An 11,983-nucleotide genomic window follows, 5' to 3' on the forward strand; every position below is an offset into this window, starting at 1 on the left:
GAGTTGAATTTGATTGTCGATGCGTTATAGAACGGCGTAATGTCCAAACGCTCATTCTGGCGTAGCTGGTTTTGACGTTCTTCTGCGGTCAGAATCCTGTTCACAGCATAGGTTTTCTGAGAAATATCCTGATAATTCATTCCTAAACTCCCGCAAGCGACGGCAGTGCGCTCATTTCCTGCTCCACGTTCAAGTATCGATTTGATGCGTCTTTGCCCCAAATGCAACGCTTTAACCAAACATCCAATTTGTTATCTCCGAGCTTAGCGATGAGAACCTGTGCGAACACGTAGATGAGTGCACCAACTAGCAAGAGCGGCAGGCCTCCGGAACTAAGGGCAATCACCACTAATGCTCCGCCTAGTGCCGATAAGCCGTAAGATGCCGCTAGATCTCCGTCTCCGTGTATAAGGTTTCGGCCCATTGCCACGAGATCACAAACCGCCCCAATCGCAGCCCCGGCAACCCCAAACACCTTCGCCCCGAAAGGTGCCCAACGCGCAACGAAACGCAGAACAACACTGCGCCCAGCCGAAAGCTCGGTAATCCCCAGCGCCTGCATCCCCCGGTCCACGGAGTCTGAGAATGTCGACGCAAGCAGCGACATGGCACCCGCAACGCGTGACTTGTTCTCCACTTCGGCCAATCCCGTCGCAGTTCCCAGCGCCTGCTCAGTGATCGCAATTCCAGCCAGTTGCACATAAGCCGCAACCAGATTGCCGACGATCGGCACCGCTTTCGCGATTCCCGTCCCCATCTTCGCGGCTCCCGCTGCTGCAGGTACGTCCATGATGAGCCGCTCCCGGGCTGCAACGTTCAACGCCTCGATCTCCTCAACCGTACGAACCGACGCCGCGACCCATTGCGCCTGCTGCGCCTTACTCAGGTCTCGCGGCATACGCTTGAGTGTGTCCCGATCGATCATGATCATCATCTGTACCGACACAGGCTGGTTCATCGGCTGTCCGCGAATAGCCAGCCTGCGCAGTGCAAGCGTCACCTCCCGTTGCAGTGCGTTTTCGTTCATATTCTTCAGTCCGGACGCCTTGAGCAATTGGCGCATCACCGAGGCGCGCATCGTCTTGAACGACCCCGTCAGTTGCACCGGAACGACCGGACGTTGAGTGACCGTTCCCAAAGCAACCAGGCCATGAGGAACATGAGCATCGCCAGCCGCCGTCTGCAATAACCTGGTGATTGCGCCGCCGAAGGCGAGCACCAATTGAGGCAGGACATCGGTGTTGAGTTTCAGCGCCTTGTCCGCGAGACCGTTGAAAAAACCGCACAAGTTGTCCCATCCAACTGTGGTCCACGGCACGTCCGGGCTGATCCGCTTCACGAACAATTCGCGTTGTTCTTTGAGATTCAACACCAGGGCGCGCAGCAACAGATTGTTCTGCTCGGAGTAGCTGCCTTTGATCCACTTGTAGTAAAGATCCGAACAGGGTTGATACTGCTGGGTATCCTGCACACAAGCTGTCAGTTGACGTACGTAGACAAGCCCAATTTCCGCTGATGTCTCGTCATGCGTCAGGTTGAAGTGATCCGCCATCAGATCGCTTCTCATCCAGGCCGTATGTGCCGTGGCCAGAGGAATCAGCGTACGCGTCGAGTAAGCGTCGAAGTCGGTTAGAAACTGCTCATGCCACTTGGCACGCGCGTTCTCGTCGTAATCCGCCAGGTATTTCGTCCATGATTTCTTTTCGGTCGCCTGTAGATCTGCGTCGGTCAATGCGGGTAGCTTCGGAGGCGATGAGAGGTATATGGTCGGCCTGCCCGTTGCATCCTCCACCCAGTGGCTGTCTCTCTCAAGCTCGTCGCTGCTTTGAAACAGATCGTCCTGCGCTTTCTTCGCCACGGTTTGCTGATAGTTCAGAATCGCTGTGGAGGCACTGAGCTTGCGCTGCCGATCACCTTGCGACATATATTCGTGGCGCAACTCGGCCAGCCTCGCGGCAATCTCGCCCGCAATGCCAACCGGATCGTTGAGCATGAGAACGGCTCCAGGCGCCGGACCGCGAGACTTGGCAGCGTCCAGCAGCGCATCGAGCGTCGACGCACGCGACCTGAATTCATACGGCGAGAACGCGAAAGTGTCCACCTTCGTCATCGGCGCATATTCCGCGACCACGGCACTTACTGCATCGATGGTTTTGGCGTGCGCTGCCTTGTGAGAAGACATCCATGCCTTCACGTCGAATTCACGCATATGGCGCTTGCGATGCGCCTCGTCCTGATGCAATTGGAGCACATGCTGTGTCCATTCGGCGCCGGAAAACGCCACCCAGATGCGTTTGGCGTTCGCCGGATCCTTGACAGTGATGCAGGAGGCGATTTCCTTGTGCCCGGTTCGATCGCAAGGCTCGCGGCCTACCGTGAACGCGGGGTTCATGGGCGAGCCAGGCTGTGGCAACTTCATCAGATAACCGTGTTCAGTCACCCAGTACCATTCCCACAATCCGCGCTCGTCATAGACGTACAGATATCCGCTGCGAAGGGTTCTTCCGGTATATCTTGTCGGACCGGAAAAGGGAAGGTTGGCACCGTCCTGTACGGTAGGCCGCAAACCGGCGGGAAGCTCCGGCGCTCCGGAACCAGTACGCATGATGCCCAGACGAACAGGCAGGATCGCCAGTCCGTGTTTGTCGCAGAACTCGCAGACCCCGGACGCCGTCTGCCGCGCCTTTGCCAGGCGATCGTTGGCCGTCGTCTTCGGTCCACCGAATGACGGGACGGGATCGTTCTTCTGAATATCCGCGTTTGTCTGGCCGAAGCCGATGGAATCATTCACTGAATTTGCCATGCTATATATGTTCTAGTTGTCAATACGTTAAGCACTCGCCAAGACGCCGTTCCAATCGCGTGTCGACATGACAGTCGTTTTTTGCGCGTAAGTTCCCGGACGATCACGCGCTTCGTTCAGCCAGGATGCAATCGTCTTGTGGGAGACGAATCCTTCTCCGAATCTCATGCCGTGCTCGGCGAGCGCCACACAATCCGCAACTTCCGTCAATTCAAACCTGTCCTGCGCAGCGCGTAGCCATTCGTTGATCTTTCGTGCATCACGCCAGTACGCCTCCCACCCGTCACTGGCGGGCAGCCTTGCCAAGACGCGATTGATCAGGATGACGTTATAGAGCGCAATTGAACGCGGCTCATCGAGCGCATCCCACCGCGCTTGCGGTCTGCGGCTAAAGGCCATCTCATGCCATTCGCCCTGAAAGGGAATCGACCACTCAGTGGTGGCTTCGCATATCGACGCCAGCGCATGAAGCGGCAGAATCCAGAGCAGGTGCGCGACCACCTGCGGATCGGCAAATCGCAGAAGAACGGGCGACTCGTCGGACAAGGTAATAGTCACGTGCGGCGCCAATGCACGCGCGAGCGCATCGGTGCTCCGCTCGCTGCGCACCAACATGGCTGGCGCCGTGTTGCTCGGATGTTTCATCGAAATCAGCGTCTGCACGTGCTCTCGATGATCGTCGCTAAGTTCGTCCAGTTGCAATATTACGGGCAGGAGGTGCTTCTCATTCGCGAGCGAGTCGGGCGCCACGGCATGCCACGGCAGATCTTTCGGCCAGTCCTGCACCAGCAGGCTATCCGCGAGCAAATGAGTGCGTGTGTCCCACGCTTCCTGAAATGTCTGTTTTTGCATGACTTCCTCAGGAAAGCGGCACGACCGCAGCGTGCTGATCGGCGGCCTTCGCCATGCTCATCTCGCAAAGTTTGAGTTGCGCCGCTGGCACCTCATCCGGCGTGCTTTTGGGTCCGGGCATCTGATGAGTAGCCGCATAAGACTGCCACTGCCCCGGCGTGCCGTTGTCGATACCTCCGTCGTTCAGCGTGATGTAGCTCTTGCCGCCACGCAGCGATAGTTCTTGCTCTGCCCAGATTTCGATACGCTGAGCGCTTTGGCGAATTTTCAGTTTGGCCATCACGTTGACTGCATCACTCAACGCTTGAATATCGATCGCCCCCGCGCCTGCGATCATTTTGATACCCGAGTGATAAACAAAGAGCCGGAACTTCTCCTTGACGGTTGCGAAGAACGACCTATTGGACGCAAGCCCGACATGGCCGCCTGTAGTCAGCGCAAGATGCTCACCGCTGGCCAGATGGGTCGTGCCGGCCGTGGTCGCCTGGATGCCGCTTGGGCTGGCAAAGGTTAGATGCGCCTCGGCAAGCTCCGGGAAATCGTTCGGGCCTGATTGCGTTCCGCCCTTCACCGTCGCGTTCTGCGTCTTCAGCGCCGCCGTCACCTCGCTCTGATCCGCGCCCGCTTCTTGCGCCTGATTCTGCTGCGCCATGCCGACGAGATTCTCGTGTGTATCGCGCGCTTCGGTGAGGCGCTGCACCGTCTCGCCCATATCCTTCGCGGATGCGTTGTCACCGCTGCGCGTTTCTGTGGTGATGAGCATGCCTCGATTCGCCCGTAGCACGCCCCACGCATCGGTGGCCAACTCCCACCCCAGCCCGCGCGCCTGCTGACGTCCGTCGCCATAAACGATCCGGGTGTTGTAGCCAAGCACGAGCCGCGAGTTCGACTGATCGCTCGCCACCTGAACCTGCTGCTTGCCGGGCGTGTCGTCGGTGACCACATAGTTGTGGCCTTGCCCTTCCAGCGCGTGACTTACCAGACCCGTGAGCGCCATGTTCTTCGGCAATTCGAACGGTGGGGGGTTGAACTGGTTCACCTTGCTCGACGCTACGAACGGCTTATCCGGATCACCCTCGTGATACCCGATCGTGATTTCATCGCCGATGCGCGGCACCGCGACGAAGCTGTGCGGCCCGCCATGCCACGGCAGCGACACGCGTATCCAGCAACTCGAATTCTGGTCGTTCTTGCCCAGCCGGTCCCATTTGAACTGGCATCGAATGCGCGCATATCCATCGATCCATAGGGGCTGGTTCTGCGGCCCCGTCACCACCGCCGTCTCAGGATGCGCGCGCGGCTTCTCCTTTGGCTTCGTCTTGAAGAATGTATTGCCCGGTTGCACCACGAAATCGGTCTTGCAGTAGTAGTGCGCGTCGCTGTCCGGTGAGACCGTCAGTTCATCGGGATTGCGCACGTCGATCGTCGTCGATACCACCAGATACTTTCGGTTGACCTCTTTCTGCGGATGTCCTTCGAGCTGAAACGTCCTGCCCGTCATCATCCCGCGTGCGTTGGCCGATCCGTACGCGCGCAAGCCCTCGCAACGCAACGCTTCCACATGGACGCGCGCGAGATAGTCGCCTTCGTTGCGCAGATCGTTCGGCTTACTCGATAGGCCCATCGCGCCCGCGAGCGGCTGCGTGTAGTCGCCCCAGTGATACTGCTCGATGTTATCGAACGAAGACTTGCTGTAACGGTCCTGGTTCATATAGAACGTGCCGTTCGACTGCGTGTAATCGTAGTCGTTGAGCGTGACGTCGCCCGCCGTGATCTGACGCGACACGCGCAGACTATGGATGTGCTCCTCGTCGATGCGCTTGGCCTCGGGCGCGTGATAACGTATCGTGTCATACGCGTTGCCATGCTTCTTGTGCGAGCCAGGCGAATCGCACAGCACCAGCGTCATGCCGTCGAAATGGTAGTAGATGCCCCACTCGCTCCAGATCTGGCTGAGAAATTCATAATCGCTCTGCCAGAACTGCCGGATATAGTCGCGCTTCGGGAAGACGTTATTGTTCAGCGCGACCGCAGCCAGGCGCATGTCGCAGGGAAACTTATAGATCCCGCTGTTGAGCACGCTCTGCGTGACCTCCAGAACATTCATGTCCTGGAACACCCGGTTATCTCGATTTTGTGTTGCGAGCCAAAGCCAAGGTCTCACCGTGAACTGATAGTACGCACGCCGCTCGTCGCTGCCGGTTTGCTGAACTTCCGTGATGATGCCTTCGATTGTGCGCACGCCCGCGCCCACGTTGCCCGCGCCCAGATTGCCGGGCAAGCCCGGAATGAAGGTTCCCTTGCCCTCGAATTCGATGGAAATTGCGATGGTCTTGCCGATCAGCTCATCCGGCTTGATCAGCTCGCGCGCCTTATAGATGCGAAACGTCGGGCTGTCCAGCGTCGCCAGTTCCACTTCGTACTTGAAAAGCTCGCCGAGCGTGTCGACACCCTTTACGCGCTGAGGGAGCAGAATATCGGCACCGCCCCAGGTGGGCAGTGCCGCGCACGCCACCTTCAGGGTGCGGCTCTGTAGCGGATTGAACATCGATTACTTCTCCCTGATTCTTGTGTTTAAGGTCACGGCGCGCGCCGTGCGGGGAATGGTTTGAATTGGTTGTTCGACCCAGGTCAGAGGACGCCGCGCGTGCCGGGGCGAGGCGGCCACTCAGCGATGCGGCCACGCTGCCTGACGTTCAACCGGGTCCGGGTGAACGAGTGCGAAGACGCATGCCGCGCGAGATAATGTTCAAGCACGAGACCCAGCGCGTAAGGACTGATACCGTCGAAGCCGTCCTCATCGACCGTGACCGCGCACTCGAGCGCGCGCACCATCGGCGGAACGTTTTGCCATACGACGCAATGGACCGGCGTTAGCGTGGCCGCGGTGAGGCTCTCGACCTGTCGTGCGAGCGCGGGCATGTCGTCCGACAGATAAAGCCGCAGCAGGCGGCGCAAGCCCTCGCCGGGATCTGGTTCGAGGTAGCTGTCGTCGAAGTCCGAGTGCTCGATATTCAGCTGCGCGAACAGTTGCCAGGCTTTGAGTCCAGAGGCGAGCGGCGGTCTCGAACGGCTCGGTGCGCGCACCAGTCCGACGCTGGCGAGTGGTGCCGATCCCGGCATCGTCAGGTCCTGCACGCCGTTACAGTTCAAGAGTCCAGGGAGGTCGCGGTTGGTCAACCACGCATCGACTGACAGGTAATCGATCCGATCGCTCTCGGTGTGGTTCTCCAGCACAAAAGGCCTCCCGTCGCGCCCGACCAGGGAAAGGACTGCCTCGGTGCTCACATACGTTGCGCGCGTGCCATACGAACGTCCTTTGGCTTTCGACAGGGACTGTTCGTGGCGTACCGTGAAGTAACGCCCATGGTCCTCTTCGTCGTGAAGCATCGCCCGATTCAGTGGATGGAAAAGCAGCTCCTCCGAGTCCTCTTTGTCGTCGACCTGACCGATGGCCATGTCCACCGAATGCACTTCATAGTCGAGCGACCTCTTCTCGAACGGCACCAGACGCACGAGCCGCCCACCTTCTTCAACCGCCACCGGTGCGGTCCGCACTTTGAAGAGGTTTACCACCGGCACGCAAAACAGGGCGAACTGTTCGGCAGCGACGCGATCGGCCAACTCGCTCGTGGAACGATCGAGAAGCACGATGATCTCGGCTTCGCACCCGTCGATGCGTGCGAATCCGGCCTTGAGTCCAGTCAGCGTGAAAAAATAAAACCGGCCAGGGCAGGCAAAGTACTCCTGCATGAGGTTGTGACCGAGAAACTTGGGCGCAACGAGCGGCAGAACCGCTTCGTCAGCGCCAAGTCCATCCTGAACGACGGCGTGGGATGTCACCACGTGCGGCGCGTAGCCCGCCTGGCCAAAGCGCCCCGGCTCGCCGACGATCGACGCCACCGCGCCCGTATGAATCAACTCGTGCAAGTGAGACGCGACGCGTTCGTCGCCCGCAAGATAAACCTGCAAGCGGTCCATTCCCTGCAACGATGAGAACGGCGCGCCCTCCATCGTGCGCAGGCGCAGGCGTAACGCGCCGCGCACTCGACGGTCGTGCGGCACATAGCGGTCCTGCCCTTGGACATCGGGCGGGACGTGGGTGAGGCGTCCATCCTCCAGAACGACGGGGTATAAGGACACATCCTGGGTCGTACGGAACGTGCAGTGTGTTTTCTCGCCATCCGGCAAGTGCAACGATGCCATCTCCGTGCCGCGCCTGACGGTATGGCCTGTATTGAAACCATGCGCCTTGCCACCGGGATGGAACCGGGCGACGGAAATTGACGGGGTAGGCGACAAATAGTTAGGATAGACACACGACAACAGCGCATGGGTCAGCAACGGAAACTCGTCATCGAAGCGCATTTTCATGCGCGCGTTGGCGAACGCGGACGATTCGAGCAGACGATTAACGTAGGGATCGCCGACGCTTCCCCCGAGCATGCCGAGACGCGCCGCGACCTTAGGATGATCGTGGGCAAACTCCTCGGCCAGCGCTTGGTTGAAGCGCAATTCGCCGAGATATGCGTCGAGCAGGCGCGGGTCCATGCGACTCACGTCAGGCAAGGCGAGCGAGATGGCACGTACCGGCAGACGCCGTGGCCTCGGATACCCGTACTGAAAGCGTGAGATCTCTACGCTTGCTATGCATTCCTAAGTCGCCCGGAAATTTTTAGCCTCAAAAATTACCAGTCCGACCCCAATACAGATATGGGAATCATCCTAGAATCGAACCGATGACCCGCACCGCGAAAGAAGCGCATGAAGCGCCACAATTTGCTGGTTGGCGCGCCAGCCGAATCGTTCGCGCGCATCGCGAGCGGTTGCTGCGCAAGTATGCGGAAAATGCGATGCTCGTCGGCGAACTCGGCGCTGGAGCTGGTGCTTCCGTCGCTGGTGGATGGCGATCCATCGGGCCTGCTGTTTCACATGTCCATTGCGCTCAAGGATCTCGGCTGCTACGTGGCGATGGCCGGCGACGCGCATCGACCGAGGCGGCGCGCATCGCACGTTGCTAGAGTCGTCGGATCTGCGTGGCGATCGATTGTCACCGCCCATAAAAAAAGCCGCTCCAAAGAGCGGCTCTCAACACTGCAATCAACCCACCCTCAATCATCAAGCAACGACAAATCCCGCACCGCGCCCTTATCCGCCGACATCACCAGCTTCGCATACGCCTTCAGCGCCGCCGACACCTTCCGCGGACGCTGCTTCGCCGGCTTCCAGCCCTTCGCGTTCTGTTCTTCGCGACGACGCGCGAGTTCATCGTCGGAGAGCAGCACGTCGATCGTGCGATTCGGAATGTCGATGCGAATCTTGTCGCCGTCGCGCACGAGCCCGATCGCGCCGCCCGCCGCCGCTTCCGGCGAGCAATGACCGATCGACAGCCCCGACGTGCCGCCCGAGAAGCGGCCGTCCGTCAAGAGCGCGCACGCCTTGCCGAGACCCTTCGACTTGATGTAGCTCGTCGGATAAAGCATTTCCTGCATGCCCGGACCGCCCTTCGGACCTTCATAACGCACGATGACGACATCGCCGGCCTTGACCTTGTCGTTGAGGATGTTCTCTACCGCTTCATCCTGCGATTCGGTGACATGCGCCGTGCCTTCGAACACGAGAATGCTTTCGTCGACGCCCGCGGTTTTCACGACGCAGCCATCCAGGGCGATATTGCCTCGCAGCACCGCGAGGCCGCCTTCCTTCGAGAACGCATGTTCGTAAGAACGGATGCAGCCTTCGGCGCGGTCCGTGTCGAGACTCGGCCAGCGCGTGTTCTGGCTGAACGCCGTTTGCGTCGGAACACCGGCGGGACCGGCCATGTAGAAGGTCCTGACCGCTTCGTCTTCGGTGCGCTTGACGTCCCACTGATCGAGCGCGTCTTTCAGCGTGGGCGCATGCACGGTCGGCACGTCGGTATGCAGCTTGCCCGCACGATCCAGCTCACCCAGGATCGCCATGATGCCGCCCGCGCGATGCACGTCCTCGATGTGGTACTTGTTCGTGTTGGGCGCGACCTTGCACAGTTGCGGCACGGTGCGCGACATGCGGTCGATGTCCGTCATCGTGAAGTCGATCTCGGCTTCGCGCGCAATGGCCAGCAAGTGCAGGATGGTGTTGGTCGAGCCGCCCATCGCGATATCGAGCGTCATCGCGTTTTCGAAGGCCTTGAAGCCGACCGAGCGCGGCAGCACGCGCGCTTCTTCCTGCTCGTAGTAACGGCGCGCCAGTTCGACGATGCCGCGTCCCGCGCGCTTGAAAAGCTGCTCGCGGTCGGCGTGCGTAGCGACCACGGTGCCGTTGCCCGGCAGGGAGAGGCCGAGCGCTTCGGTGAGGCAGTTCATCGAGTTGGCCGTGAACATGCCCGAGCACGAGCCGCACGTCGGGCATGCGGAGCGTTCGACTTCCGCGACTTCGGCGTCGGAGTATGACGAGTCGGCGGCGATCACCATCGCGTCGACGAGATCGAGCTTCTTCAGTTCGATGGCCTTCGTCTTCGGATTCGCGAGGCGCGTCTTGCCCGCTTCCATCGGGCCGCCCGACACGAAGATCACGGGGATGTTCAGGCGCATCGCGGCCATCAGCATGCCCGGGGTGATCTTGTCGCAGTTCGAGATGCAAACCATCGCATCGGCGCAATGCGCGTTGACCATGTATTCGACCGAATCCGCGATGATGTCGCGGCTCGGCAACGAATAGAGCATGCCGTCGTGACCCATCGCGATACCGTCATCGACCGCGATGGTGTTGAATTCCTTCGCCACGCCGCCCGCAGCCTCGATCTCGCGCGCGACGAGCTGTCCCAGGTCTTTCAGGTGCACGTGGCCCGGCACGAACTGCGTGAACGAGTTGACGACGGCGATGATCGGCTTCGAAAAATCTTCGTCTTTCATGCCGGTGGCACGCCACAACGAGCGCGCGCCCGCCATGTTGCGGCCGGCGGTGGAGGTTTTGGAACGGTATGTGGGCATCGTGGTTGCTGTTGGAATATCGCTGAATGAAAGCGGGCCACGAGGGTAAAGGCCCTTGCGCTCCGGAATCGCCGACCTTTTGGGTCGGGCGGGCGCGAATTTTGGGATTATCCCATACCTGCTTCGTCCAATTCGCTTCGCCTCGCCGCATCCACCAGCGCGCGAATCGCCCAGCGCTTCACCTTGCGCGTACGCGCGTCGTCGAGTTGCAGCACGTCCTTGCAGACCAGCATCGCCTCGGTGCCGATCACGAGCGCGAGCGCCTGAGTCAACGTGTCGATAGCAGCGGGCTTGAACTGATCGTGCGCGGGCTCGAGCGCCGCCTCGATCAACGGCGTGCGGCGATTCTGCCGCAACGGCACTTCATCCGCGGCTTCGCCCTTCGCCGCACGCTCCAGCGAATGCGCGAGCATCATGCGCAGCGGCACTTCGTTGGCGAGAATCATGTCGTGGAGCGCAGCATCGACACGCAGCAAACGCGCGACCGGATCAGCCGATGCGCGCGCGGAAAAGAGCTTGTCCGCATCCGGCGTATCGACATCGAGCGATGCTTCCAGCAAGAGCGCATCGACACTCGTGAAGTGCCGATACGCCGTCGCGCGCGATACCATCGCTTCGATCGCAACTTCCTCCAGACTCGGCTTGTGCCCTTGCTTCATGAGCCGCGATGCCGCCTGCAGCAGATCCTTGCGCGTGCGCTGCTTCTGATTGCCGCGCGTGCTCGTCACCGGATGTGCCATATCAGGCCTGCGGCAACTGGCCGATGATCGCCGCGAGATCCACCCACACGTTCTCACGCCTGATCTGTCCGCGCTCGCTGAATTCGACCACATGCAACATGCGAAATTCGAGCGGACGCCCACGGCCTTCGAGCCCGAACGGTCTGCCCGGCGCCTTGCCGCGCCACAACGATTCGTCGATGACGAAGCCATCGCCATAAAGACGCCTCAGACACTCGACCCGGCTCTCCGACAGGTCAGCGAACAACGCTTCGTAGAAAGGCCGCGCACCCGTGCGTCCATGCGCGGGACCGGCGGGCCAGCCGACGACATCGTGCTCGACATCTTCCGTGAGCGTCGCGAGCACGCCTTCGACATCGTCGCGCCGCTCGAAGTTGAAATGCTCGTCGATCTTCCGGTCCATCTCCACAGGGGTCAGCGTCATGATTGCCTCCTTACGCGGGTCATGCTTTCCGATTCATTCTAGTGAGACAACAGTCTCATTACAAGATCGAAATATCAACGTCGATGCGAATGGTTAGCTATGCAATCACTTCACTTCGTGGCGAAGTCTCACGGACAAAAAAAATGGCGCAGCGTCTTTCGAGGCTGCGCCATTTCTTCGTTCGATCCGGATA

Annotated in this window: 7 protein-coding genes; all 7 read right to left on the reverse strand. The window is 60.0% G+C overall.

Annotated features, from left to right (window positions below):
• Nucleotides 1-142: 142 nt before the first annotated feature.
• Nucleotides 143-2,791 carry a T6SS effector BTH_I2691 family protein gene (locus PQR08_RS38145; RefSeq protein ID WP_250486355.1) on the reverse strand — a complete coding sequence of 883 codons (2,649 nt, stop codon included), beginning with the start codon at nucleotides 2,789-2,791 and terminating at the stop codon, nucleotides 143-145.
• 39 nt (nucleotides 2,792-2,830) lie between these two features.
• Complete coding sequence (locus tag PQR08_RS38150; RefSeq protein WP_408164393.1) at nucleotides 2,831-3,655, reverse strand: DUF4123 domain-containing protein; 825 nt, start codon at nucleotides 3,653-3,655, stop codon at nucleotides 2,831-2,833.
• Between the two features lie 7 nt (nucleotides 3,656-3,662).
• Nucleotides 3,663-6,203 carry a type VI secretion system Vgr family protein gene (locus PQR08_RS38155; RefSeq protein WP_250486357.1) on the reverse strand — a complete coding sequence of 847 codons (2,541 nt, stop codon included), beginning with the start codon at nucleotides 6,201-6,203 and terminating at the stop codon, nucleotides 3,663-3,665.
• Nucleotides 6,204-6,286: 83 nt separating this feature from the next.
• Nucleotides 6,287-8,206 (reverse strand): type VI secretion system baseplate subunit TssF, encoded by a 1,920-nt coding sequence (gene tssF, locus PQR08_RS38160; protein WP_238211979.1) that lies wholly within the window; start codon nucleotides 8,204-8,206, stop codon nucleotides 6,287-6,289.
• Nucleotides 8,207-8,766: 560 nt separating this feature from the next.
• On the reverse strand, nucleotides 8,767-10,626 hold the full coding sequence (gene ilvD, locus PQR08_RS38165) for a dihydroxy-acid dehydratase (RefSeq protein ID WP_250486358.1): 1,860 nt from the start codon (nucleotides 10,624-10,626) through the stop codon (nucleotides 8,767-8,769).
• A 107-nt stretch (nucleotides 10,627-10,733) separates the two neighbouring features.
• Nucleotides 10,734-11,366, reverse strand: coding sequence for a TetR/AcrR family transcriptional regulator (locus tag PQR08_RS38170; protein ID WP_250486359.1), 633 nt, complete (start codon nucleotides 11,364-11,366; stop codon nucleotides 10,734-10,736).
• 1 nt (nucleotide 11,367) lies between these two features.
• Entirely contained in the window at nucleotides 11,368-11,790 is a 423-nt protein-coding gene (locus tag PQR08_RS38175; protein WP_250486360.1) for a nuclear transport factor 2 family protein, read from the reverse strand.
• Between the last annotated feature and the right edge of the window lie 193 nt (nucleotides 11,791-11,983).

The sequence above is a fragment of the Caballeronia jiangsuensis genome (assembly GCF_046030135.1).
Taxonomy (GTDB): domain Bacteria; phylum Pseudomonadota; class Gammaproteobacteria; order Burkholderiales; family Burkholderiaceae; genus Caballeronia; species Caballeronia jiangsuensis.

Bases quoted from the DNA above. Each gene is read 5' to 3' on its own strand.
- PQR08_RS38170 (WP_250486359.1), bottom strand. From the start codon at position 11,366: ATGGCACATCCGGTGACGAGCACGCGCGGCAATCAGAAGCAGCGCACG.
- tssF (WP_238211979.1), bottom strand. From the start codon at position 8,206: ATGGACCCGCGCCTGCTCGACGCATATCTCGGCGAATTGCGCTTCAAC.
- PQR08_RS38155 (WP_250486357.1), bottom strand. From the start codon at position 6,203: ATGTTCAATCCGCTACAGAGCCGCACCCTGAAGGTGGCGTGCGCGGCA.
- PQR08_RS38150 (WP_408164393.1), bottom strand. From the start codon at position 3,655: ATGCAAAAACAGACATTTCAGGAAGCGTGGGACACACGCACTCATTTG.
- ilvD (WP_250486358.1), bottom strand. From the start codon at position 10,626: ATGCCCACATACCGTTCCAAAACCTCCACCGCCGGCCGCAACATGGCG.
- PQR08_RS38175 (WP_250486360.1), bottom strand. From the start codon at position 11,790: ATGACGCTGACCCCTGTGGAGATGGACCGGAAGATCGACGAGCATTTC.